The following is a 25,369-nucleotide window of genomic DNA, read 5'->3' as shown; positions in this document are numbered from 1 at the left end:
GTAAGCGCCGCCTCGCTGCCGCCCGTCATCTCCTCGCCGTCGACCATGACCCGCCCGCTGTCGGGACGGTCGAGACCCGCCGCGCACTGGAGGAGGGTCGACTTGCCGGAGCCGGAGGGCCCCATGACGGCGGTGAAAGAACCGGCGGGAAGACTCAGCGACACACCGTCGAGGGCGGTCACGGCGTTCTCGGCCGCCCCGTAGACCTTGGTCACGTTCGCCAGACGAAGAGCTTCGGCGCTCCGGGTCGGGCTGCTCTTGCTCTTGCGACGCATCATGATCGTTCCTTCCGTCGGGCACCCTCTGTGCCACGAGTAAGACGCTACGGACGACGGACTTCGATCACATTGGGCGTACAGCCCGAATCCCGGGTGTCGCTGAATACACCTGCCGCCTGAGGTCACCCCCCGGGGACGGGGTGGGCAGGTCTCGGCGTGCGATGGGACAGGTCCCGGCCAGCCGCGAGGCAGGTTCCGATGTGCGGCCGATGCCCTGTTGACATGCACCGACCTCCCCCTTAGGTTCAATTCACTAAAGCAAATATACGGGGTGGGGTTTGTGGCGTTCTGGATGGCTGCCGCGTCTTTGTGGTGTGTGCTGCAACTGCTGCTGATGTCATGGCCGGCCCGTACGGTCGGCTGGCCGACCGTCCTGCTGGCCTTCGGCGTCGGGGCGTACGGCTGCGGCGTCTTCTCGGTCCTGATCGAGACGGTCGTCACCCGCCAAGTGGCCGCCGCCGACGAGACGTCGATGCGGACGGTCATGGACACCGTCATGTGGACGACGGCCCCGACGGCCGAGGAACTGCTCAAGATCGCACCCCTCGCGCTCGCCGCCTGGGCGCTGCGCGGCCGGGTCCAGTGGGGCCTGACGGACTTCGTGGTGCTGGGCGCCGCGGTGGGCGCGGGGTTCGGCCTGCTTGAGACAGTCCTGCAATTCGCATTCGCACCGGATGTACAGGTTCGCCCCATCGAGTCGGCGGGCGGCTGGTCGGTCGGGACGCGGTTGTTCACGGTGCCCTTCGTCTCCGGCTTTCCCGAGCTGCTGGGGCACTGGCTGCCGGGGGCCATGGGCTCCCTGGAGCTGGGCACCGCCACCGTGACCGTGCCGGTGGACAACCACGTCGTCTGGTCGGCCCTGGGCGGTCTGTCCGTCGGTCTGGTCGTGTGCGGGCACCGCTGGTGGGTACGGGTGGCGGGGCTGCTGCCCCTCCTCGCGGCCATCGGCCTGCACACGGCGGTCAACTACATCGCCGCGATGCGCAACCCGAGCGGGGCGCCGCGCGAGTGGTACGACCGGATCGTCGCGAGCGGGCTCTGGCTGGTACTTGGCTGCCTGGTGGTGGCGGTGGTGTGGGACGTACGTACGCGCCGGGCCGGCCGGTCCCGGGAGCCGGGGGTGTGGCTGAGGACGGAGCGGGAGGGCGCGGCCTCGGGCGCCGGCGGGGGTGCGCCGCTGCTGAACTACGCGTTGCTGCGGGCCCCGTGGACCACGTTCATCGCCCTCCGGTATGCCCGCAGGCGCCGGACCCTCTTCCATGTCACCACCCACCCCCGCGCCCGCCCGGACCACGTCACGGCGCTGCGGGACGAACTCACCACCCTCACGGCCGAGTTGGACGCCACCTCGGACCCGTCGGCCTGGCAGGGCCTCTCCGTACGCGAGGCCTGGCGCCGGCTCCGTGCCCGCGGGGCCGGCCGGCTGCCCTGGTGGGAGAAGGTCCTCCTCGTCCTTGGCCTCCTGCTGCTGATCCCGTCCGCCCTCCTCGCGGCCACCTTCGCCTTCGAGGGCACGGAGGCCCTGGAGGAGTTCTTCACCGAGGGCCAGGGCTGGCGGCTGCTCGTGGGCTGCGGTCTGGCGGCCCTGCTGCTGGCCGCGTTCCGCCTCGTCATGACCTGGCGGTCCCTCCCCCGTATGCGCGCCCTCCCCCCGGCGGAGCCGTACGCCGCCGCGCTGCTGCGGGTGGCGGTGGTCGCGGGCGGCCTGTGCGCGGGCCTGCTCCTGCTGTCGCGCGCGGGCGCGATAGCCGAGTACGACAAGGTCCTGCCCGACCACCTGATCGTCTCGTTCGTCCTGGAGAAGTTCCTGGACGTGGCCCCGGCCCTGATCCTCACCCTCCTGATGTTCGCCCTCCCATTCGCCCTCCCCCTGGGCCTCGCCACGGGCGGCCTGAGCGCCCTGCTCCCAGAGCTCCTGGCAATGGCGGCGGGCCGGGTCCTGGCCCCGGTGGCGGCGCGGGTGGCGGCCCAGGTGGGGGCGCGGCTGGCCGGCCGGGGCGCGCTGGCGTGGGCGCGGAACGCGCTGCGGAGCGGCCGGGGCCGGTTCACCCGTCGTGCGGACGAGGTCAGGCACGGCCGGACGGACCCCGTCGATATGGCGACGGGCCGGATGTTCCTGCCGCTGACGGATGTGGAACTGCCAGGTGTGCTGCCGCTGGTGTTCTCGCGACGGGTGGACTCCGGTTACCGGGGCGGCCGTTGGTTCGGTCCGACGTGGGCGTCGACGGCGGACCAGCGGCTGGAGTTCGACGACGAGGGCGCGGTCTTCTTCACCGAGGACGGCTCGCTCCTCGCGTACCCGCACCCGGTGGCGGGCGGCGGCGCGGTGCTGCCGGAGGAGGTCGCCGGGCGCGCACGGTGGCCGCTCGCGCGGGCCGCCAACGGCTCGTACACCGTCACCGACCCGGAGGCCGGGCAGGTGCGCACCTTCACCGCGCACGGCGACAGCGGCACGGCCCTGCTGCGTACGGTCACCGACCGGCACGGCAACCGGATCGCGTTCACGTACGACGCGGCGGGCGCGCCGGTCGAGATCGCGCACAGCGGCGGTTATGTGCTGCGCCTGACGACGCACGGCGAACGGATCACCGCCCTGTGGCTGGGCGGGCCCGCCGGCGATGTGCGCGTCATGGCGTACGAGTACGGACCGGAGGGCCGGCTGGAGCGGACGTACAACTCCTCCGGCCTCCCCTTGCGTTTCACGTACGACGAGGCGGGCCGGGTGACGTCGTGGACGGACACCAACAACCGCTCGTACGCGTACGTGTACGGCGGCCCCGACGACGACCGGGTGGTGGCGGAAGGCGGCGAGGGCGGCCACTACAGCTTCCGCTTCACGTACGGCGAATCCGACCCAGCCTTCCCCGGCCTCACGCTCACCACCCTCACCGCGCCCGACGGCACCACCACCCGCTACCTGGTCGACGAACGCCGTCTCGTCGTCGGAGAGATCGACGCGAACGGCGCGGTGACGCGCACGTCCTACGACGCGGCCGGCCGGCCCACCGCCGGGACGGACGCGCTGGGCCGCACCACGGAGTTCACGTACGACGGGCACGGCCATCTCACCGGCGTACTGCGCCCGGACGGCAGCTCGATCGCGGCCGAACTCGACGCCGACGGCAGGCCGGTACGGATCACGGACCCGGCGGGGCAGGTGTGGCACCAGACGTTCGACGCGCACGGCAACCCCACCTCGGTCACCGACCCGACGGGCGCCACCACCCGCTGGCTGTACGACGGCCGGGGCGCCCCGCTCGCGATCACCGACCCGCTGGGCGCGACCACGCGCGTGCGGTGCGACGCGGCGGGCCTGCCGGTCGAGACGACGGATCCGCTGGGGGCGACGACGCGGCTGGTGCGTGACGCGTTCGGCCGGGTCGTGTCCGTCACCGACCCGCTGGGCGCGGTCTCGCGCTTCGAGTGGTCCACGGAGGGCCTGCTCCTGCGCCGTACGGCCCCGGACGGCGCGGCGGAGTCGTGGACGTACGACGGCGAGGGCAACCTCGTCACGTACACGGACGCCAACGGCGGCGTCACGCACCACGAGTACACCCACTTCGACCTGCTGACCTCCCGCACCGACCCGGACGGCGCGCGCCACACCTTCACGCACGACGACGCGACCCGACTGACGTCGGTGACCAACCCGCAGGGCCTGACGTGGAGTTACGCGTACGACGCGGCGGGCCACCTGGTGTCGGAGACGGACTTCGACGGCCGTGCGGTCATGTACTCGCTGGACGCGACGGGTCAACTCACCTCGCGCGTCGATCCGTTGGGCGTCCGCACCGACCACCGTTACGACCTGCTGGGCCGGCTCGTCGCGCAGGACGCGGGCGGCGAGGTGACCACGTTCGACTGGACGGCGGGCGGCGACCTGGCACGGGCGACGGGGCCGGACGCCGAACTGCTGCGTACGTACGACCCGGCCGGGCGCCTGCTGACGGAGTCGGTGGACGGGCGCGTGCTGCGTCTGTCGTACGACGCGGCGGGGCGGCTGTCCGAGCGGCGGACCCCGGCGGGCGCGGTCACCGCGTACGCGTACGACGCCGCCGGCAACCGCACCGAACTCACCGCGTCGGGGCGGCCGTTGACGGTGACGCGCGACGCTGCGGGCCGCGAGACCCGGCTCGACTGGGGCGGGGCGCTGTCGCTGACGCAGGCATGGGACCCGGCGGGCCGGCCGCGGTCCCGGTCGTACGCGGGCGCGGACGTCCCCGCGCGCACGTACACCTGGCGCCCGGACGGCCACCTTCTCGCCGCGGGCGACGCGCGCTTCACGCTGGACCCGGCGGGCCGGGTGACCGAGGTGCGGGCGGCGGCGGACTGGTCGGAGTCGTACGCCTACGACTCGGCGGGCAACCCAACGGACGCCGCCTGGCCGACGGACCTGGCGTACCCCGAGTCGACGGGCCCGCGCACCTACACGGGCACACGCGTGGGCACGGCGGGCACGGTCCGGTACGAGTACGACGCGGCGGGCCGCACCACCCTGCGCCAGAAGCCCCGCCTCTCCCGGAAGCCTGCCAACTGGCGCTACATCTGGAACGCGCGTGACGAGCTCGCTGCGGTGACCACGCCGGACGGCACGACGTGGCGCTACACGTACGACGCGCTGGGCCGCCGGGTGTCCAAGCGGCGCCTGGCGCTTGATGGTTCGACGGCGGAAGAGACGCGCTTCACGTACCTGGACGCCACCCTGATCGAGGAGACGTCGACGTCCACGGAGTGGCCGGGCGCCCAGACGCTCACCTGGGACCACGACGACTCGTCCCTGGTCCCGCTGGCCCAGACGACCCGCTACACCCCGGCGGCGGACGCCCCGCAGTCGGAGATCGACACGCGCTTCCACGCGATCGTCACGGACCTGATCGGCACCCCGACCCACCTGATCGACGAATCGGGCACCACGGCCTGGCAGTCCCGCCGAACACTCTGGGGCACCACGACCTGGCCCCCCGACACAACGGCGTACACCCCGCTCCGCTTCCCGGGCCAGTACCACGACCTGGAAACGGGCCACCACTACAACGTCCACCGCCACTACGACCCCGAAACCGCCCACTACCTGACCCCGGACCCTCTGGGCCTGGCCCCGTCCCCGAACCCGACGGCGTATGTTCACAACCCGCTGACGTGGTGCGACCCACTGGGGCTGGCGCCGCGCTACGCGAACCGGCCGGAGCAGTACGGCTGGGGCGGCAGTGTCAGATACGGGCGGCTCGACGCACTCGGACGCCCCACAGGTATCTCCGCGTCGATCCGGAGAGAGATGCTGGACACGGGGACGGAGCCCGGTTCGATGTGGCTGCGCGGTTGGCGAGGCCATGGCAGCCGCTTCAACGAAGCTCGGGGGCATCTGCTCGGACGGTCGCTCGGCGGTCCGGGAACGGGGCCGCTGGCACGCCACAATCTCGTCACACTCACACAACATCCAACCAATCATCCACATATGTACGAAATGATCGAGAAGGAGATCGCCAAGGCGGTGAAAGAAGGAGAGGTGGTTCAATACGATGTCACGCCGATCTATCAGGGACGCAACCCCATACCGATCAGCCTCGAATTCAAAGCATTCGGAAATAAAGGATTCTCTCTCAGTGGATTCTTGGACAATCCGGCCGCGGGTGTACGGACGCCCCGCTTCTGACCATTCTCGATGAGGAATCGAATGACTCGGCACACCCCCCCGCGTCCTCTCGACGTGGAGCAACTCCTTCCCGAAATGGCTGAATTTCGGAGCACCAGCACACGTCTGCATCCACGTCCCGGCGCGCCGACGGTTGAGGAGAGTTCGGTCGGCGGGCCGTTCCTGTGGCCTGCGGGCGAGCCGTGGCCCGTGTGCCGGGAACCTCACAAGCGGCGTACGGGGGAACGACCCGCCGATGTGCGTCGTCGCCGACGGATTCTGGCGGAGGCGTGGGGACGCCCACAGGGAAGCCAGGGGCCGACCGACGAGGAACGCGACATCCTCAAATCACTGCGCCGCGGCCGTCACGCGCCCTGGCTCGGCGATACGGACCCCATTCCCCTGATGGCTCTCGCCCAGCTGTACTCACGAGACGTTCCGGATCTCAAGCCGCCCGCGGGGTGTGATCTCCTCCAGATCCTGTGGTGCCCGTTCAACACCCACGGCGAGGAACGGAACCCGGGTGTTCGTCTCCACTGGCGCGACAGCAGGCGAACAGACGGACCGTGGCTGGACGCACCCGAACCCGAAGTGGTCGGCAGTGAGTCCTACGTTCCCGAACCGTGCGTGACGCACCCCGAGCGGGTGACTGAACATCAGTACGGCGAACTCCTCCCACCGCACCTGCAAGAGCGTCTCGCGGAACGGGAGGATTTCGACGACGACATCGCCGTCCGCTACCAGTACGACCTCTCCATCCCACCGGGCTGGAAAGTAGGTGGATTCGCGTCCTGGCATCTGTCCGGCCCGCCGGATCGCCCCCTTCAGTGCACGTGCGGAGAGCCTTTGGAACTACTCCTCACCATCGACAGCAGCGAGTGGGACGGCGGAACCCGGAGTTGGGTGCCGGTCGAGGACCAGGGAATTGTCGATGATCCCGAGGCGAACCGTCCCACACAGATCACCGTCGGCCGCTCAGGTATCTTGATGTTCTTTGTGTGCCCGGCCGACCATTCCCATCCCCACCGCCTCATTGTGCAGTAGGCGAACAATCCACCTCCCGACCCCTTTCCCTTGTACGGCCGTTCACGACTCAATACCAGGGTTCGAAAGCACCACTCCTGTCCCTCCCGAACCGAACCGACCCTGGGGAGCCGTCCGTATGTGTAACGACCACACGGAACACGCGATGGGCAGACGCGGTCTGCTCGTGACCGGGGCCGCCGCCGCCCTTAAGTTGGGCAGCGTGAGCTTCGCGAACGCCGCGCCCAGCGGAGGCGGCACCGAGACCAGGACCGTCCGCGGCACCCTGCCGACCGGCTCCCCCGACTTCGTCTATCTGCCCGTCGACGTCCCCCGCGGCGTCCGTGAGATCCGCGTCGCGTACACCTACCAGCGGCCGGCCGTCCCCGCCGGTACCCAGGGCAACGCCCTCGACATCGGCATCTTCGACGAGCGCGGCACCGACCTCGGTGGCGAGGGCTTCCGGGGCTGGTCCGGCGGCGCGCGTACGGAGTTCTTCATCCGCGCCGACGAGGCGACCCCCGGCTATCTGCCCGGCCCGGTGCGCTCCGGGAAGTGGCACATCGCGCTGGGCCCGTACACCGTCGCGCCCGAGGGTCTCGCGTACGAGGTCACGATCACCCTCACGTACGGCGAACCCGGCCGCACCGTAAGCCCCGTTCACCCGCCGGAGCGTGCCAAGGGGCGCGGGCGCGCCTGGTACCGGGGCGACTGTCACCTTCACTCCGTGCACTCGGACGGCCGGCGCACCCCCGCCGAGATCGCGGCCGGCGCGCGGGCCGCCGGGCTGGACTTCATCAACACCAGCGAGCACAACACCTCGTCCGCGCACGCCGCGTGGGACGGGCTGTGGGGCGACGACCTGCTCGTCCTCACCGGTGAGGAGATCACCACCCGCAACGGCCACGTCGTGGCCATCGGCATGGACGCGGGCACGTTCGTCGACTGGCGCTACCGCGCCCGCGACAACCGCTTCGGGCACTACGCCCGCGAGGTACGGCGGGCCGGCGGTCTGGTCGTGCCCGCGCACCCGCACGCCACGTGCATCGGGTGCAACTGGAAGTTCGGTTTCGGCGACGCCGACGCGGTCGAGGTGTGGAACGGCCCGTTCACCCCGGACGACGAGGTGGCCCTCGCCTCCTGGGACAACACCCTTGTGTCGTCGGCCCGTTCGGGACGGCCGTGGACCCCGGCGATGGGCAGCAGCGACGCGCACCGCGACCCCGACCCGATCGGCACCCCGCAGACGGTCGTCCTCGCCGACGAGCTGTCCCGCAAGGCGATCCTGGCCGGCATCCGCGCGGGCCGGAGCTACATCGCGGAGTCGTCGGCGGTGTCCCTGGCCTTCGGCGCCTCGGGCGGTCGCGGCCGGCACGCGGGCATCGGTGAGCGGCTGCGGGTGAACGACGACGACCCGGTGACGGTACGTCTGGAGGTCACCGGCGCCCCCGCGGGCAGTTCGGCGCGCATCGTCACCGATCAGGGGACGCTGCACACCGCGGAGTTGGGCGCGTCGGGCGCGGGCACGGTGGAGTGGCGTACGACGGCCGAGTACGCGACGTACGTACGCGCCGAGGTGCGCCGCCCGCCCACGGTCCCGGGCCTGCCCGGCAACTTCGTGGCGCTGACGAACCCGGTTTTCCTGGGCGGCAGTTGAGCCTGAGGTCCGGTCGGCCCCCCGTCCCCGGCGCGCGGGGGCGAGGGGCCGGCGGACTCACTGCCAGGGGGCCGTGAAGGACCGGCCGGCCACCGGCTTGGCGATCAGCGCGATGGGGATGAAGAAGCCGACCTGTCCGATGGCGTTCATCAGCGTCGTGAGCGCCCTGGGCTCGTACTGCTCGGCCGCCAGCGCGTAGAGCTCGTCGGAGACGCGCTCACCGTCCGCGGACGGCTGGAGCACCGCTTCCACGAGCGCCAGCGCGGCACGCTCGGCAGTGTCGAAGTACGGCGAGTCCCGCCAGGACGCCACCGAGGTGATCTGCTCCTCCGACGCCCCGGCCTTCCGCAGGAAACCCGTGTGCAGAACGGTGAGATAGGTGCTGGCCACGATCTGGCCCGCGCGCAGGTGGACCAGGCTGATCGTCCTGCGCGGTACGGAGCCGTTGGCGACGGCCTTGAACAACGCCGCCGACGCCTCCGCGAGTTCGGGGACCAGCTCCGACGGGTCCTCCGCCAGCCGCGGGCCCTTCGGTGCCACCTCGGTGATCGAACGTATCTCCATGACCGTCTCCTCAAGACGTCCCTGCCACCGTCACCGGCGCGTTCGCCGGCGCACTCAGTGGCGCGCACAGTGGCGCTTTCACGGTCCTGACGGACGCCGGTGCGCAGATGTGACCGATGGGCTGTCCGGATCTGGATTTACCCACGGGGGTCGCGTCCTCTACCGTGTCGAGGGCTTGTGCAGACCCCCGCCCAAGGCTGACGCCACCACTCCGGACAAGGCAGACTGTCGGGGGCGATACCGGCAGTCCGGGGGCAGGGGGAGCTATGGACCGTGACAACGGGCCGCGCGTACCGGAGCAGCGAGCTCCGGCCACACCCGCACCCACATCCGACACCGAGCTGCGCTTCGGCGTACTCGGCCCCGTACGCGCCTGGCGCGGCGGCGAACCGCTGCCCTCCGGTTCGCCCCAGCAGCGCGCGCTGCTCGCCGCCCTGCTCCTGCGCGAGGGCCGTACCGCCACCGCCGGTGAGCTGATCGACGCGATCTGGGGCGAGTCCGCCCCCTCGCAGGCGCTCGCCGCCGTCCGGACGTATGCCTCCCGCCTGCGCAAGATCCTCCCCGGTGTCCTGGTCAGCGAGTCCGGCGGCTACGCGCTGCGCACCAGACCGGACGCGCTGGATCTGTCGATGGCTCAGGAGCTGTCGGCCGCCGCCGAGAAGGAGCGGACGGCGGGGAACCGCCAGCAGGCGCGCGTGCTGATCAACAAGGCGCTGGGTCTCTGGGACGGTGAGCCGCTGGCGTCGGTCCCCGGTCCGTACGCCGAGACCGAGCGCGCCCGGCTCGACGAGTGGCGCCTCCAACTCGTCGAGGGCCGCCTGGACATCGACCTGGAACTGGGCAGGCACGCGGAGGCCGTCTCCGAACTCACCGCCCTGACCGCCGCACAGCCGCTGCGCGAGCGCCTGCGCGAACTGCTCATGCTCGCCCTCTACCGCAGCGGCAGGCAGGCCGAGGCACTCGCCGTGTACGCGGACACGCGCCGCCTCCTCGCCGACGAACTCGGTGTGGACCCGCGCCCCGAACTCGCCAGGCTCCAGCACCGCATCCTCCAGGCGGACGCCGAACTGGCCTGCCCGGTGGAGGATGCCGCACCGGTCGCCGCCTTCACCCGGCCCGCCCAACTTCCCGCCACGGTGCCGGACTTCACCGGCCGGGAGCTGTTCGTTCGGGAGCTGGGCAGGCGCCTCGCGAGCGCCGAGGGCTCGGTGATGGCGGTCTCCGCGCTCGCGGGTATCGGCGGCGTGGGCAAGACGACGCTCGCGGTGCATGTCGCGCACGCGGCCCGACCGCAGTTCCCCGACGGCCAGTTGTACGTCGACCTCCAGGGCGCGGGCGCGCGCTTCGCCGAACCGGAGGCGGTGCTCGGCTCGTTCCTGCGGGCGCTCGGCACGCCCGACTCGGCGATCCCCGACTCCCTGGACGAACGCTCCGCGCTGTACCGCTCGGCGCTGGACGGCCGCCGCGTCCTGATCCTGCTCGACAACGCGCGCGACGCCGCGCAGGTACGCCCCTTGCTGCCCGGTACGGAGGGCTGCGCCGCGCTCGTCACCAGCAGGGTCCGGATGGTCGACCTGGAAGGCGCCCATCTGGTCGACCTGGACGTGATGTCGCCGGAGGAGGCGCTTCAGCTCTTCACCCGCATAGTCGGTGAGGAGCGCGTCAACTCCGAGCGTAAGGCGGCGCTGGACGTGGTCGCCGCCTGCGGATTCCTGCCGCTCGCCATCCGGATCGCCGCATCCCGGCTGGCCTCGCGCCGCACCTGGACGGTCTCGGTGCTGGCGGCGAAGCTCGCCGACGAACGCCGGCGGCTGGACGAACTCCAGGCGGGCGACCTGGCGGTGAAGGCGACCTTCGAGCTCGGCTACGGGCAGTTGGAGCCCGCCCAGGCCCGCGCGTTCCGGCTGCTGGGGCTCGCCGACGGGCCGGACATCTCGCTGGCCGCCGCGGCCACCGTGCTTGATCTGCCGCTCCACAAGACCGAGGACCTGCTGGAGTCCCTCGTGGACACCTCGCTGGTCGAGTCGGCCGCGCCGGGACGCTACCGCTACCACGATCTGGTCCGGCTCTACGCGCGTGCCTGCGCGGACCGTGACGAGCAGCCGCCCACCGGGATCGACCTGGCGCTCTCCCGGCTGCTGGACTTCTATCTGGCGACCGTGGCACGGGTGTTCAGCATCGAGCGGCCCGGCGACCGGCTCAAGGACCATCTGGAGCCGACGGCGTACGAGGGTCTGGTCTTCACCGACCGGAACGAGGCACAGGACTGGCTGTACGCGGAGGCGGACTGCCTGCTGGCGTGCGCCCGGCAGGCGGCGGGCGGGGCCAGGCTGCGGGGCGCCGTGGACCTGCTGTGGGCGGCGCAGGACCTCGCCGAGTCGGGCGCCAACTCCAAGTCGTACGAGACGGCGGCCCGTTCGGCGCTCGCGGCGGCGCGCGAGGCGGGCGACGCCCGTACGGAGGGGCGGGCACGGACCTCGATGACCAACGTCCATCTGGTGGCGGGCCGTTACGAGGACGCGGACGAGGAGGCCCAGCAGGCGGCGGCGCTGGCGGAGTCCGTACAGGACCCGGCGCCGGTCTACTGGTCGGACAACGACCGCGGCATCATCGCCTTCAACCAGGGCCGGTTCAAGGACGCCGAGGCCCATCTGTTCAAGGCGATGGAGGGCTCCCGCGCCGACGGCAACCGCCCCGGCGAGGCGAGCGCCTTGTGCAACCTCTCGCGCATCCAGCTCGCCCTCGGCCGTACGTCACGGGCCATCGCGCTGGCCGAGCAGGGCGTCGAGGTCTACGACAGCATCGGGCACACGCTGCGGCTCGCCAACGCCCGCTACGCGCTGGGCGTCGCGCTCACCCACGCCGGGCGCAACCGGGAGGCGCTGGAGCAACTCGCCCAGGCGCTCGACCGGTTCGGGACGAACCGGCAGCGGCTCTGGGAGGGCACCACCCATTTTCGTATCGCCCAGGCCCATCTGGCGGCCCGTCGGACGGCCGCCGCCGCGCAGCACGCCGAACAGGCGCTCGCGATCGGCTGCATCGGCGGCGACAGGACCCGGGCCAACGTCCTGATCACGCTGGGCAAGGCGCTGGAGAATCTGGGGCAGGCGGACCGGGCGCGGGTGTGCTGGCGCGAGGCGCTGGCGCTGCACGAGGGGTCGGGCGCGGTGGAGGCGGAAGAGGTACGGGAGTTGCTCGACGCCCCGCTCAGCGCGGCGTAGGCCGTGTCTTCGACGTAGCGCCCGAACCCCGGCGCGGCCCGCGGCTTTTGGCGCGAGACGGGTTGTTCTGGTGGGGTGTCCGATGACATACGGGGTGCCCGGCCTGGGCGTTCATCGAATGTTTATGCTCGTTCGGCATGCTCCAGTGCATATTCGATCCGTCGCCTCGGGGGGCAGACGGGTCACTTGGGACCACCACTTCCCCAGGGATGTGGGAGGTCTCCCAGGCCTTCTGCCCGGCGACCTCGGGGGAGTATCCGGGCAGAAGGCCGCCTTCGGTTCAAACGCAGGGCAACCCCAAGGGGCGAAAGAATGAGCAGCAACGAGAAGAACGCGGACGAGCCGACGACACAGGGCGACCACCACACGCCCGCACCGCCGAAGGACACCACGACGACGCAGGGCGACCACCACACACCGGCGCCTCCGAAGGACAACGCCACGACGCTGGGTGACCACCACACGCCCGCACCGCCCAAGTAACGGCCGGGCAGGACCGGGTGACGGTCGCGGCGGCGGGGGAGGGGAGCCGCCGCGGCCGTGCTCAGCCGGCAGGGGGCGGCTGAGCCAGGGGCCACCCGGTCCAGGGGGCGCGAGAAGACAGAAGAACGACGGCAGTCGGGACCGTTCAGGGGGCCCCGCCGACCGTCGTTCTTCTGTCTTTTCCCGCTTCTCAGGTCCCGGTTCTCAGGTCCCGGTTCTCAGGTCCCGGTTCTCAAGTCCTGGTTCTCAAGTCCTGGTCTCAGGTGGCGAGGCGGACGACGTTGTCGACCTTGCACTCGCCGCCGGACGCGCCGTCGTCGTTGGACAGGTCCACCGCGGTGACCTCGATGGTCTTCGTGCCGCCCGCGAGGACGTCCGGGATGCTGCCGACGGTGTTGCCGACCGTCGCGCCGGCCGAGTCGGTGAAGTCGACCGTGAACGAGTACGAGTACTCCACGGAACCGCTGTTGTTGGCGGTGACCTCGGCGACGAAGCCGCGGGCGGTGTCGTACTTGCAGCTGTCGATGGTCAGATCGCGGCCGGCGTCGGCCGTGCTGCCGCCCGTCACGGAGCCCCCGGTGGTGGTGGAGCCCGACGAGCCGCTGTCGTAGTCGTCATCGTAATCGTCGTCGTAGTCACTGTCCGAGTGGCTGCCGCCGCTGCTGCCGCTTGAGCTGCTGCTGGAACAGCCGCCGCCGCTGGAGCCGCGTGCGCCGGTCAGCGCGACGATGGCGATACCGAAGACGGCTATCGCGCGGACATGGCGGATCTTCATTTCAACCCCCGTTGAAAATGGTGTGGTTCGTTATGATTGGTGCCCTTTTGTCGAGCACATGTCACCCTAGCAGGATGTGAGCGGGCTCCCTCCACGGGACAAAATCCGGCCGCCCCTGGTTCCCGGGCACAGCGTCGAAATCGGAAGGGTCAGCGATTGCCGCGGCCCGTGGCCGTCCCCTTGATCGCGTCCAGCGCGTACACACAGCGGTCCTTGCTGCACGCGTACACCACTCCCCCGCGTGCCACCGGCGAGCCCGTGATCTCGCCGCCCGTCGCCAGCTTCCAGCGGAGCTGTCCCCCGCCGGCGTCCAGCGTGTAGAGGACATGGTCGGCCGAGCCGAAGTGCAGTCTGCCGTCGGCCACGACGGGCGCACCGACGACCTCGCCGCCCGCCGCGAAGCGCCACTTGGGCGTACCGGCCACCGCGTCGAGCGTGTAGAGCGCGCTGCCGCTGCCCACGTGGACATTCCCGGCCGTGACCAGGACCGGTTCGAGCGACTGGCGGGCCTCGGTGGCGATGCGCCAGCGGTCCTTGCCGGTGGTGGCGTCCAGCGCGTACACCGTGCCGAGATAGTCCGCGAGATACACGCCGCCGCCGGTCACGGCGGGGCCCGGCGCGAAGGCGGGCGGCGAGAGGAAGACCGCGGGCGCCTCGAAGTGCCAGCGCACATGCCCGCTCGCGATGTCGATCGACAGCACCCGGGTGCCGGCGGAGACGTACACGCAGCCGTCCGGCGCGGGCACCAGGCGAATCGGTACGCCACCGCAGGACGCGCCGTCGCCGATGGGGTACGACCACCGCTCGCTGCCGGTACGCGCGTCGAGCGCCCTGAGACGGGCGTTCTGCCATACGTAGACCGTGCCGTCGAAGATCGCGGGCCCGGCCTCCGGTGTCTCGAAGTCGGTCTGGGCGCCGCTGACTTCCCACAGCTTCTCGCCGTTGGACGCCTCCCACGCCTGGACGCCGCCGCCGCGTGTACCGGTGACGACGGTGCCCCGGTCGGTCTTGAGCGAGTACACCCACGCGTCGGTCTGGAGCCGCCAGCGCTCGGTGCCGTCCGTGCCGTCGAGCGCGTACAGCGTGGGGCCGTCGGAGGCGTGGATACGGCCTCCGGCGACGGCCATCGCCCAGGCCACGTCGCGGGTCTTGAACTGCCGGCGACCGCTGCCGACGTCCAGCGCGTGCACCTCGAACGACGTGACGTAGAGCAGATCGCCGTCGACGACGGGGGTGCCCCAGACGTCGTTGGACATCCGGAAGCGCCAGGGCCGCCAGCGGCCGGGGGCGGCGCCGCCGTCGGGGACGGGCGCCGGTGCGGTCATCGGCGGCCCGGCGGGGGCCTGGAGGGCGCTGGTGGGAGGCAGCTCGCCGCCGGGCAGCCCGGCCGTCAGCCCGGCGGGCGGGCGGATCCAGCCGGTGGCCGGTCCCGCGTCGGCGGATGCGGCGCCGGCGCCACGGCGGTCGGCGGCGCGGGGGCCAGGGCCGATCGGGACCGGGGAGCCGGAGAGCCTGACGGGGCCACCGGGGCCAGGTACGGCAGCCGCGGGCACGGGGGCGCCGCCCCGGCCACCGCCCTGCTGCCCCTGGCCGCCGTGCCCCTGGCCTGCGCCCTGACCGCCCTGATTGCCGCCATGCCCGCCCTGGCCGTCGCCGTCGCGGCGCCACGCGGAATCCCAGTCGGGCGAGTTCGCGGGCTGCGGCGGGTGGTGGGACGGCGGCGGCGGTACGGGCGGACGCGCGGCAGCGGCGGCAGCCGCCGCGTTGACGCGCCCGCCGCCCCGCCGTTCCTCGATCATCTCGGTGGCGGACGCGGGCAGCCAGGCCGAGGCCGTACCGCTGTCGTCGCTGCCGGAGGCGAACAGATGCGGCGCGAGCTGCGACTGGAGATCGGCGGGTGACGGGCGCTGGGTGGCGTCCATCTGCATGCACGACTCGATGAGCGAGCGCAGCTCCTCGGGCAGCCCCTCCAGATTCGGCCCTTCGCGCAGCAGCATGAAGACCGTCTCGACGGGGTTGGCGCCGTGGAACGGCGCGTGCCCGGTGGCGGCGAAGACGAGGGTGGAGCCGAGCGAGAAGACGTCGCTGGCGCCCGTGACGCTGCGGGAGTCGCGCGCCTGCTCGGGCGACATGTACGCCGGGGTGCCGACGGCCACGTTGGTCATGGTGAGCCGGGTGTTGGAGACACCGGACGCGATGCCGAAGTCGATGACGCGGGGCCCGTCCTCCACCACCAGCACGTTCGACGGCTTGAGGTCACGGTGGACCAGGCCTTCGCCGTGGATGGACTGGAGCGCCTCGGCGATACCGGCGGCCAGCCAGCGCACGCCCTGCGCGGGCAGCGGCCCGCACCGGTTGACCATCTCTTCGAGCGAGGGCGCGGGCACATAGGCGGTCGCGAGCCACGGCACGGCGGCCCGGGGGTCGGCGTCCACCACGGCGGCCGTGTAGAAGCCGCTGACCGCGCGGGCGGCCTCCACCTCGCGGGTGAACCGGACGCGGAACAGCTGGTCCTCGGCGAGCTCGGTGCGCACCGTCTTGATCGCCACGCGCCGGCCCGAGGCCGATCGCGCGAGATACACGAGACCCATCCCGCCGGCTCCGAGGCGTCCGAGCACCTCGAAGGGCCCGATGCGTCTCGGATCGTGCTGCGTCAGCTGCTCCACTTGCCTGCCACCTCCCCGTACGGGCCACCAAGGTACGGCCCCCTGCCCCCTGATTCTTCCTGTCTGGCGCGTTGGTTGCGAACCCGGGGGCGGATCGGGGTGTCTCACCCCGATTCGGACAGGAAATGAGCGAACGGCCTCCTACGGAGTGAGTATCACGTCCGTATGAGTCGTGACGCGTACCGGCCAAGCCGGGTTGCTTCCGCTTCCCGGCGCGGGAGTTGTCTCACAGAGCGGTCGGGCTCTACGCCGCGGCCGGCTCCGCCAGGACGGCGAAGACCGCGCCCTGGTTGTCCGCGAGGACGGCGATCCGGCCGTACGGGGTGTCGGCGGCGGACTCCCTGATCCGGCCGCCCAGCCGTACGGTCTCGGCGACCGTCTCGTCGCAGTCCGCCACGGAGAAGTAAACGAGGAAATGCCCCGGCATCTCCTTGGGAAATGCCTCGGTGATGACACTTCGCCCGCCGATCGCGCTGTCGGTGCCCGGCTCGGATCCCGCCGGGGACCAGGTGCGGAAGTCGGCCGGTTCGTCCGGGAGATCCTTCCCGAGGAAGCCGAATACCGACTCGTAGAAGAGGTCGACGCTCTCCTTGTCCCTCGTATAGACCTCTGTCCAGCAGAAAGATCCGGGCTCACCCTGCTTTTCGAACCCGGAGTACGCGCCGGGCTGCCAGACGCCGAAGACCGCGCCGCCGGGATCGACACCCTGCGCCATCGTGCCGTACGGTCCCACAGGCATCGGATCCCGCACCATTCCGCCGCCGGCCTCCTTGATTCGCGCACTGAGCGCGGTGGCGTCCGATGTCGCGAAATAGACGCCCCAGGCGGTCGGCATACGCCCGTCCTGCTTCGCGGCGAGAGCGGCCACTCGCTTTCCGTCACTGAAAGCATTCGTGTAGTACCCGTATGCCGCACCGCCGTCCGCGCCGAATGTCCAGCCGAACAGCTCGCCGTAGAAACGCTTGCCCGCCTGGACGTCGGGAAGCGACACATCCACCCAGCAGGGCGTGCCTTCCGCGAATGCGGCCATGAGCCCGGATCCTTCCTGCGCGTGCGCACCGCCCAGGGGTGCACCTTCCGGCCACGCTAATGGCGCATTCCGGCGGGCGCAGGGCGGGACAAATCGAACAATTGACTAATTGTCTCCCCGTGAGGGCTTGTGCGCACCGAGTTGTCCACCACGGTTGTCCACAGGCTGTTGATAACACTATTCCTGGTCACGGGGCTCCGGCCGAACCTCTTCCCGCCCTCTTCCGGCTTCCTTACGGCCCACTTCCGGCCCACTTCCGACCCCCTGCGATCAGCGGCCGGATCCCCATTTGCAGTCGGCCGAATCGCGCTCCGATCACCCCTCGGTAAGCTGACGGCATGACAGGACAAGTACGTACCGTCGACGGCCGTGTGGCCGGTCGGCGCGGCCAGGCGACGCGGCAGAAGCTGCTCGACTGCCTCAGCGAGATGCTCAGCACCTCGCCATATCGGGACGTCAAAGTCATCGACGTGGCCCGGAAGGCAGGCACTTCACCCGCGACCTTCTATCAGTACTTCCCGGACGTCGAGGGCGCTGTCCTTGAGATCGCCGAGGAAATGGCCAAGGAGGGTGCCGGATTGACCGACTTGGTCTCCGGCCGCTCCTGGGCCGGTAAAGCAGGACGCCAGACGGCGGAAGAACTCGTGGAGGGATTCCTCGACTTCTGGCGCAAGAACGACGCGATCCTCAGGGTCATCGATCTCGGCGCCGCCGAGGGCGACAAGCGGTTCTACAAGATCCGCATGAAGATCTTGAGTTCGGTCACCAACTCCCTTACGGATTCCGTGAAGGAGCTCCAGTCCAAAGGCAGGGTCGACAAGGACGTCAACCCCGCCGCGATGGCCGGCTCACTGGTCGTCATGCTCGCCGCCGTGGCCGGGCATCAGAAGGGCTTCCAGACCTGGGGTGTGAAGCAGGCCGAACTGAAGCCGAACCTCTCCCTGTTGGTCCATCTGGGCATCACGGGCAAGAAACCGGCGAAGTAGCCGCGCCCACGGGGCACGGTGCGGGCGTGCCCTTCCCTCCGTCCTGTCACGCCGGCGGCGGATCAGACAACTGATCCCCGCCGGCGCTCCCGTCTCACGGACCTCTCAGGGACGCTCACGGATGCCTCATGGACGTCTCACGGACCGGACGGCAGCACCCGCTCCACGAGGCCGCCGATCAGCCGCTCGGCCTCCTCCTCCGAGAAGACACCGGGCAGCGTGAGCCGCTCCACCACCAGCCAGTTGACGGCCAGATAGATCATCTTGACCGCGTCGGCGTCACCGGGGAGCCCGGACGCCAGATGGTTCCTGACATTCTCCTCGACGTCCTCGGCCACGCGCGCGGTCAGTACGGCACGCAGCTCGGGCCGCCGGGTGGCCTCCAGCCGCAGTTCGAGCAGCGCGAGAAACCCGGTCCGGAACGCGGCGACCCGCTCCACCACCAGCCGTACCAACTCCGCCGTCCGCTCCCGCGTGTTGGGCCCGGCAAGCATTCTCGCCGCGGCGGCGTCGTCCGGGATCAGCCGCTCGTAGATACGGTGGCCGACCTGGTTGAGCAGTTCGTCCCGGCTGGTGAAGTAGTTGGACGCCGTCCCCTTGGGTACGCCGGCCTCGGCGTCGACGGCCCGGAAGGTCAGCCCACGGGCCCCCTCACGGGCGAGCACTTCGATGGCTGCGTCGACGAGCGCGGAACGTCGGGCCAGGTTCTGTCGCATCGGGACCGGTCACACCTTCTCTGTTGACACCACTCCATGTGTAGTACTACACCCTAAGTGGCGGCAGGGCCCGGCCGTCGGTCTTCATCAGGCAGATGCCCCCGCCCGCGCTGTTGAATGGGCCCATGAGCGACGTGAGCGAGGAGCAGCGGGCGTTCCGCGCGGTTCTGCGGGATCTGCGGGTCTGGGAAAGCGGCCTGGCCGGGTTCGACACCGGGGACGTGCCCGATCTGCCGCTGGTGCTGTTCCAGCGGTGGTTCGTCGAGGCGGCCGGGGCCGGGCAGGTCGAGCCGCACGCCATGGCGCTCGCGACCGTCGACGGCGAGGGGCGGCCCGACGTACGCACCCTGCTGCTGCACGACGCCGACGAGCGCGGCTGGCACTTCGCCACGCACGCCACCAGCACGAAGGGCCGGCAGCTCGCGGCCCGCCCGTGGGCGGCGCTCGGGTTCTACTGGCCCGCGCAGGGGCGGCAGGTGCGGGTGCGGGGTGCGGTGAGCGCCGCCGGGGAGGACGAGAGCCGGGCGGATCTGGCCGTACGGTCCACCGGTGCGCTGGCCGCGGCTCTCACCGGGCGCCAGAGTGAAGTGCTGGGCTCAGCCGAGGAGTTGGCGCGCGCCTCGCACGCGGCGTGGCAGCGGGCGCAGGCCGAGCGGGACGCGCCCGTGCCGACGTGGAGGCGGTACGTGCTGGCGGCCGACGAGGTCGAGTTCTTCCAGGGCGACACCGAGCGCAGGCATGTACGGCTGCGCTACCGCCGTACGGCCCCGACCCCGGGCCTGGCCACGGCCCGGGACTCGGCCACGACGGGCGGCGCCGGCTGGTCGCGCGAGCTGCTCTGGCCGTAGACCGCGCCTTTGGCCGTAGACCGCGCCTCGCGGATCCGGCCCCTCAGACGGTTTCGAAGCGGTCGCGGGAGGACTCGATGTGGCCGATGTAGCGGTGGGTCCAGTCGCACATCCGGTCGACGGTCTCCCGCAGGGCGAGGCCGGGCTCGGTGAGGGTGTACTCGACCTTCGGCGGCACCGTGGGGTGCACCGTGCGCTCGACCAGGCCGTTGCGCTCCAGCATGCGCAGGTTCTGGGTGAGCATCTTGTGGCTGATGCCGTCGACCTCCTTCCGCACCTCGCCGAACCGCAGGGTGCCTTCGCCCAGCGCCTCGATGATCAACAGCGCCCACTTGTTGGCGACGTCCGAGAAGATCTCCCGCGCCAGCGAGTCCGCGCGGGAGAGGTCCGCGTCCTCGGGTGTGCCGCTGAGCTGCTTGGTTCCCATCAGGTTCCCCAGTCACCAAAAAGTGCGTTCTTCCATGTCAGCGCTCACTCTCTTACGGTTCCCGAGTAACCGCAAGAGACCGTGCACAGCAACAGAGAGCAGGCAGCAGCCATGGCCGTGAACCTGGTGAACCCCACCGGACTTCCGCAGATCGACTCCTACCACCAGGTGGCCGTCGCCACCGGGTCGAAGCTGGTCTTCCTCGCCGGGCAGGTGGCCTGGGACGCCGACGGGGCCACTGTCGGCGAGGGCGACCTCGCCGCCCAGGTCGAGCAGTGCTACCTCAACGTCGCCACCGCCCTGGCCGGGGCCGGCGCCACCTTCGAGGACGTGGCGAAAGTGACCGTCTACGTCGTCGGCTGGACCCCGGACAAGATGTCCCTGTTCCTGGAGGGAGCCGCCCGCGCGTCCGCGAAGCTCGGCGTCACCCCCGTACTACCGGCGGCCACGCTGGTGGGCGTCGCGGCACTCGACGTACCGGAGCATCTGGTCGAGATCGAGGCGACGGCCGTGCTCGACTGATCTCACAGGGGCCCTGGGCGCGGGCGTCGGATTCACGCCGCTTTCACCGCGGATTCAGCCTCTGCGCGCAGGACTTACCCCGACGTAACCCATTCGTAATCGATTCCCATCTTGACCGAGACCCAACAAGTGCTCGCTCGATTACGCTCAGCTCTCATGGCCAGCGACATCGACCTCACCAACGACCGTCCCGTGTACGTCATCGGCGGCGGCCCAGGCGGTCTCGCCGCCGCCGCGGCGCTTCGCGCGCAGGGCGTACGAGCGGTCGTGCTGGAGAAGTCCGAGGCTGTCGGGACCTCCTGGCGCCGGCACTACGACCGGCTCCATCTCCACACCACCCGCAAGCTGTCCGCGCTGCCTGGCCTCCCGATGCCGCGGTCCTTCGGCCGCTGGGTCTCGCGCGACCAGATGGTCCGCTATCTGGAGAAGTACGCGGAGTTCCACGGTCTGGAGATCGTGACCGGTGTCGAGATCACCGGCATCGAGCGTTCGGCTGACGGCGAGAGCTGGCTGCTGCACGGGACCGGCGGCCGGGAGCTGACCGGGAGCGCCGTCGTCGTCGCCACCGGCTACAGCCACACCCCGCGGGTGCCGTCCTGGCCGGGGGCGGAGGCGTACGGCGGGAAACTGCTGCACGCGAGCGAGTACCGCAACCCCGCCCCGTACAAGGGGAAGGACGTCCTGGTCGTCGGCGTCGGCAACACGGGCGCGGAGATCGCGGTCGACCTGGTGGAGGGCGGCGCGGCGCGCGTACGGCTCGCGATCCGCACGGTCCCGCACATCGTGCGCCGTTCGACACTCGGCTGGCCCGCGCAGCGCACCGGCATGCTGGTCCGGCGGCTGCCGACGCGGCTGGTCGACCGGGCGGGCGAGCTCATGTGCAAGATCGCGGTGCCCGATCTCGCGGCTCAGGGACTGCCGCGCCCCGACACCGGGCTGTACTCGCGGGTGCGCGAGGGCGCCATCCCGGTGCAGGACGTGGGGTTGATCGCGGCGGTGCGGGACGGCCGGGTCGAACCGGTCGCGGCGGTCGAGTCGTTCGACGGCGACAAGGTGGTGCTGGCGGACGGTTCGCGGATCTCGCCGGACGCGGTGATCGCGGCGACGGGCTACCGCCGGGGCCTGGAGGGCCTGGTGGGCCACCTCGGCGTGCTGAACGAGCGAGGGCTTCCCGTGGTGCGGGGCGGGCGGACGTCCGAGCGGGCGCCGGGGCTCTACTTCACGGGCTTCACGAATCCGATCAGCGGGATGCTGCGGGAACTGTCGATGGACGCGGAGCGGATAGCGAAGGCGGTCAAGGGGCGTTGACGACGTCTCTTGTCTCCCCCCTCGTACGGCTCCTGATCAGCAGAGCCATCAGCGCCGCCGCCGCGCACAGGGCGCCCGAGGCGTACCAGACCGTGTTGTACGAGCCGGTGACATCGCGCGCGATGCCGCCCGCGAACGCGACGACCCCGGCGCCGATCTGGTGCGAGGCGAGCACCCAGCCGAAGACGATCGCGCTGTCGGCGCCGTAGTACTCGCGGCACAGGGCGATCGTCGGCGGGACGGTCGCGACCCAGTCCAGGCCGTAGAAGACGATGAAGAACAGCATCGGCGGCCGGACGTCCGGGGCGAGCAGCATCGGCAGGAAGAGCAGGGAGACGCCGCGCAGCGCGTAGTAGACGGCGAGCAGCCGCCGCGCGTCGAAGCGGTCGGTGAACCAGCCCGAGGCGATCGTCCCGATGATGTCGAAGACACCGATCACGGCGAGGAGCGAGGCTGCGGCCGTGACCGGCATGCCGTGGTCGTGCGCGGCGGGGATGAAGTGGGTCTTGATCAGCCCGTTCGTGGAGGCGCCGCAGATCGCGAACGTCCCCGCGAGCAGCCAGAAGGGGCCGGTGCGGGCGGCCTTGAACAGGACGGTGACGGCCCGCCGCGCGGCGCCGGTGACGGGGGGCGGCTTGGGCGTGAACTCCTCGGAGCCGTACGGCGGGAGCCCCACGTCCGCCGGGTGGTCGCGCAGCAGCAGCCAGACGAACGGGACGACGACGAGCGCGGACATCGCGACGGTGATGGAGGCGGGGCGCCAGCCGTGGTTCTGCACGAGCCAGGAGAGCAGCGGCAGGAACACCAACTGCCCGGAGGCGCCGGCCGCGGTGAGGATGCCGGTGACGAGTCCGCGCCGGGCGACGAACCAGCGGTCGGTGACGGTGGCGGCGAAGGCCAGGGCCATCGAGCCGGTGCCGAGGCCGACGAGGACGCCCCAGTAGAGGACCATCTGCCAGGCGGCGGTCATGACGACGGTGAGCGCGGACCCGGTCGCGATGACGGTGAGCGCGACGGCGACGACGCGGCGTATCCCGAACCGGTCCATGAGCGCGGCGGCGAACGGGGCGGTGAGCCCGTACAGGGCGAGATTGACCGAGACGGCGAACCCGATCTCGCCGCGCGACCAGCCGAACTCCGAGTGCAGCGGGTCGATGAGCAGTCCGGGCAGCGAGGCGAAGGCGGCGGCGCCGATGATCGTCACAAAGGTGACGCCGGCGACGAACCAGGCCCGGTGGATACGGGGCCGGGGCCGGGGCCGGCGGTTCGGAGGCGTGGCGGGGCCCTGGGCGGGGGTCTCGGCTGTCTGTGTCACGCCAAGAAGCATCCGCGCCGCAGGCGCCGCGCACGAGCGGCCCGAGGGCCAGCACCCAATAGGATCGGGCCACCGGAAGCCCCGAACGCGGCACGGGTGCCCTCCGGCGCCCGCCGGAAGCGGAGGGGCCGATGACTTGTTGCGGCGTGCGACCGCGGGGCGGCATCGGGCCGGGCGGAACTTTCCGGACACGGCCGGAAAGCAGCACCATCGGCGTTGGCGCGTGCGACCGCACGCCGGACGACGCAAGGACCCTGTCCCAGGCCCGAAGGGCCAGGAGAAAGCCGACGCCCAAGCGTCGTGAACCAGGAAGCGCCGTCCGCCCACAAGGCGGGCGCGCACAGCGGCCGACGTCCCGTTGGCGCGGAGCGCATCCGAAGGGCCGCAGCGCGCACGGCACCGCCAGCCGGACCCGGCCTGGAGGGTGCCCGGGAAGGAGCGTCGTCCGCCCACAGGGCGAAGCTCGCGCCCGCCGCGCAGCGGCAGACGACTCGTTGCGCGTGCGGCCGCGTCGCGGAGGATCGGGCTCGTACTGGGCGCACTTGGGCCACTCCGGCAACGCCGCGAGCGCGCGGGCTAGGGGCTGCCCTTCGCCGGTGACTTCCGCGGGCGGGGGGTCGGCGGTGGGGCGTCCGTCGGTCCTGGTGGGCGGGCGGCGCGGGACAGGTCGCGGATCGGGCGGGACGCGAACAGCGCTCCGCAGACCAGGACGTTCACCACCGCCCCGCCCACCAGCACCTCGTGCGTGCCGACCGCCTCCGCCACCGGGCCCGCCAGCGCGCGGCCGACCGCCAGCATGATCAGGGAGCCCGCCACGTCGTACGCGTGCAGCCGGTTCAGTGCCTCCGGCGGGATCATCGTCTGGACCGTCGTGGACCACATCACCAGCCAGAACGCCAGAGCCACCCCGCCCACGAAGAACCCGGCGGCCAGCAGCGGCAGCGGGACGTCGTACGCCAGCACCAGCAGGTTCGCGGTGACCGCGAGCAGCGCGACCGTCCCCGCGAACAGCGGTCTGGCGGGCCGCAGCCGCAGCGCCAGCAGCCCGCCCGCCACATTGCCCGCGCCGTGGACGGTCATCATCAGACCGAACATGGCCGAGCTGTGCCGCTCGGTGACCACCACCGCCTCCAGCGGGACCATCGGCCCGAGCACCGTGACGCCGTACACCGACCAGATCGCGATCACGCCCCACAGCCAGGACCGGGCCCGGAACTCCCGCCAGCCGCCGATCAGTTCGGTGAGCATCGTGTCGCCGCGCACCGGCTTCATGGTCGCCGTCCGGACCAGGAAGAGGCACAGGCCGCTGATCCCGAACGTGGCCGCGTTCACCGCGAAGATCGTGCCGGGTCCGCCGAAGCCGGCCAGCGCCCCCGCCGCGGCCGGACCCGCCATCGTCGCCAGGGACTCGGTGACCCGCAGCACCGCGTTGCCGCGCTGTACGTCGGGCGAGAGCACGGGCAGCATGCTGGCCACGCCCGGCTGGAAGAGCGCCGCGCCGAGCCCGTTGACCGCGCTCAGCGCGTACACGAGCCAGAGCTGCGGCGCTCCCCCGGCGAAGAGGACCGCCAGGGCCGCCGTCCCGAACAGCCGCGTCACATCGGCGAGAACCATCATCCGGCGCGGGGTGAACCGGTCCGCGAGCACCCCGCCGAAGAGTACGAATCCGGCGAAGCAGACCATCCACGCACCGAGCGCGAAACTGACGGACGACGCCCCGTGTCCGGCGTCGAGCAGCCCGGCGGCGAGCGCGACAGGCACCATGCCGTCGCCGAAGCGCGCCACTGTCCTGGCCAGGAAGAACAGCCGGAAGTTACGGTTCCACAGCGGCGTCCCGGCCGGGCCGGGAATGGCGGGGTCCCTCGGGCGCTTAACAGTCACAGGGCTGACAGATATCAAGTACTGGTCTGGACCTCCA

Annotated in this window: 18 protein-coding genes; 9 read left to right on the top strand and 9 right to left on the bottom strand. The window is 71.2% G+C overall.

The genetic code is table 11. The features are described 5' to 3' along the window. Positions 1 to 278: ATP-binding cassette domain-containing protein (locus ACFWV8_RS22415; protein WP_384205006.1), on the bottom strand; the 278-nt coding region annotated here is incomplete at its 3' end. Positions 279 to 570: 292 nt separating this feature from the next. Here ACFWV8_RS22415 and ACFWV8_RS22410 point away from each other — a divergent pair. The 3 genes from ACFWV8_RS22410 to ACFWV8_RS22400 all read left to right on the top strand — a co-directional run bounded on the left by ACFWV8_RS22410 (position 571) and on the right by ACFWV8_RS22400 (position 8,590). Then, positions 571 to 5,931 (top strand): DUF6531 domain-containing protein, encoded by a 5,361-nt coding sequence (locus ACFWV8_RS22410; protein ID WP_384205001.1) that lies wholly within the window; start codon positions 571 to 573, stop codon positions 5,929 to 5,931. Between the two features lie 54 nt (positions 5,932 to 5,985). Continuing rightward, complete coding sequence (locus tag ACFWV8_RS22405) at positions 5,986 to 6,954, top strand: hypothetical protein (protein ID WP_384204996.1); 969 nt, start codon at positions 5,986 to 5,988, stop codon at positions 6,952 to 6,954. 118 nt (positions 6,955 to 7,072) lie between these two features. Next, entirely contained in the window at positions 7,073 to 8,590 is a 1,518-nt protein-coding gene (locus ACFWV8_RS22400; RefSeq protein WP_384204992.1) for a CehA/McbA family metallohydrolase, read from the top strand. 57 nt (positions 8,591 to 8,647) lie between these two features. Here ACFWV8_RS22400 and ACFWV8_RS22395 read toward each other — a convergent pair whose 3' ends face one another. Next, positions 8,648 to 9,154 (bottom strand): carboxymuconolactone decarboxylase family protein, encoded by a 507-nt coding sequence (locus ACFWV8_RS22395; RefSeq protein ID WP_384204989.1) that lies wholly within the window; start codon positions 9,152 to 9,154, stop codon positions 8,648 to 8,650. A gap of 266 nt (positions 9,155 to 9,420) precedes the next feature. Between ACFWV8_RS22395 and ACFWV8_RS22390 the strand changes: the two genes are divergently transcribed. Both ACFWV8_RS22390 and ACFWV8_RS22385 read left to right on the top strand, forming a co-directional pair. Next, complete coding sequence (locus ACFWV8_RS22390; protein WP_384204986.1) at positions 9,421 to 12,375, top strand: BTAD domain-containing putative transcriptional regulator; 2,955 nt, start codon at positions 9,421 to 9,423, stop codon at positions 12,373 to 12,375. Between the two features lie 312 nt (positions 12,376 to 12,687). Beyond that, on the top strand, positions 12,688 to 12,858 hold the full coding sequence (locus tag ACFWV8_RS22385) for a sigma-like protein (RefSeq protein ID WP_329386332.1): 171 nt from the start codon (positions 12,688 to 12,690) through the stop codon (positions 12,856 to 12,858). Between the two features lie 259 nt (positions 12,859 to 13,117). Here ACFWV8_RS22385 and ACFWV8_RS22380 read toward each other — a convergent pair whose 3' ends face one another. From ACFWV8_RS22380 to ACFWV8_RS22370, 3 genes are all read right to left on the bottom strand, one after another. Next, positions 13,118 to 13,633, bottom strand: a complete 516-nt coding sequence (locus ACFWV8_RS22380; protein WP_384204983.1) for a hypothetical protein — start codon at positions 13,631 to 13,633, stop codon at positions 13,118 to 13,120. A 149-nt stretch (positions 13,634 to 13,782) separates the two neighbouring features. Next, complete coding sequence (locus ACFWV8_RS22375; protein WP_384204978.1) at positions 13,783 to 16,299, bottom strand: PQQ-binding-like beta-propeller repeat protein; 2,517 nt, start codon at positions 16,297 to 16,299, stop codon at positions 13,783 to 13,785. 244 nt (positions 16,300 to 16,543) lie between these two features. Beyond that, entirely contained in the window at positions 16,544 to 17,329 is a 786-nt protein-coding gene (locus ACFWV8_RS22370) for a VOC family protein (protein ID WP_384204974.1), read from the bottom strand. A 338-nt stretch (positions 17,330 to 17,667) separates the two neighbouring features. On the opposite strand from ACFWV8_RS22370, the gene ACFWV8_RS22365 reads away from it, so the two are divergent. After that, complete coding sequence (locus ACFWV8_RS22365) at positions 17,668 to 18,315, top strand: TetR family transcriptional regulator (protein ID WP_329386323.1); 648 nt, start codon at positions 17,668 to 17,670, stop codon at positions 18,313 to 18,315. Positions 18,316 to 18,452: 137 nt separating this feature from the next. Here ACFWV8_RS22365 and ACFWV8_RS22360 read toward each other — a convergent pair whose 3' ends face one another. Next, the gene (locus tag ACFWV8_RS22360) at positions 18,453 to 19,031 is read right to left on the bottom strand and encodes a TetR family transcriptional regulator (RefSeq protein WP_329386321.1); all 579 of its coding nucleotides are present in this window, start codon (positions 19,029 to 19,031) and stop codon (positions 18,453 to 18,455) included. Positions 19,032 to 19,156: 125 nt separating this feature from the next. On the opposite strand from ACFWV8_RS22360, the gene ACFWV8_RS22355 reads away from it, so the two are divergent. Then, the gene (locus ACFWV8_RS22355; protein WP_384204964.1) at positions 19,157 to 19,879 is read left to right on the top strand and encodes a pyridoxal 5'-phosphate synthase; all 723 of its coding nucleotides are present in this window, start codon (positions 19,157 to 19,159) and stop codon (positions 19,877 to 19,879) included. A gap of 43 nt (positions 19,880 to 19,922) precedes the next feature. Here ACFWV8_RS22355 and ACFWV8_RS22350 read toward each other — a convergent pair whose 3' ends face one another. After that, positions 19,923 to 20,306 (bottom strand): winged helix-turn-helix transcriptional regulator, encoded by a 384-nt coding sequence (locus ACFWV8_RS22350; protein WP_384204959.1) that lies wholly within the window; start codon positions 20,304 to 20,306, stop codon positions 19,923 to 19,925. 111 nt (positions 20,307 to 20,417) lie between these two features. Between ACFWV8_RS22350 and ACFWV8_RS22345 the strand changes: the two genes are divergently transcribed. Both ACFWV8_RS22345 and ACFWV8_RS22340 read left to right on the top strand, forming a co-directional pair. Further along, positions 20,418 to 20,828 carry a RidA family protein gene (locus tag ACFWV8_RS22345; protein WP_384205044.1) on the top strand — a complete coding sequence of 137 codons (411 nt, stop codon included), beginning with the start codon at positions 20,418 to 20,420 and terminating at the stop codon, positions 20,826 to 20,828. Positions 20,829 to 20,984: 156 nt separating this feature from the next. Beyond that, positions 20,985 to 22,136: a flavin-containing monooxygenase gene (locus tag ACFWV8_RS22340; RefSeq protein ID WP_384204954.1), complete on the top strand. Its 1,152-nt coding sequence runs from the start codon at positions 20,985 to 20,987 to the stop codon at positions 22,134 to 22,136. On the opposite strand, the gene ACFWV8_RS22335 is transcribed toward ACFWV8_RS22340, so the two are convergent. Next, entirely contained in the window at positions 22,123 to 23,463 is a 1,341-nt protein-coding gene (locus tag ACFWV8_RS22335; RefSeq protein WP_384204950.1) for an MFS transporter, read from the bottom strand. The genes ACFWV8_RS22340 and ACFWV8_RS22335 overlap by 14 nt on opposite strands. Positions 23,464 to 24,027: 564 nt before the next feature. Then, positions 24,028 to 25,332, bottom strand: a complete 1,305-nt coding sequence (locus ACFWV8_RS22330; protein ID WP_384204945.1) for an MFS transporter — start codon at positions 25,330 to 25,332, stop codon at positions 24,028 to 24,030. Positions 25,333 to 25,369 lie beyond the last annotated feature (37 nt).

This window comes from Streptomyces sp. NPDC058665, from assembly GCF_042714995.1.
Lineage (GTDB): Bacteria > Actinomycetota > Actinomycetes > Streptomycetales > Streptomycetaceae > Streptomyces.
Note: the sequence above shows the minus strand (reverse complement) of the source record. Positions and strands in the feature narration are given on the sequence as shown.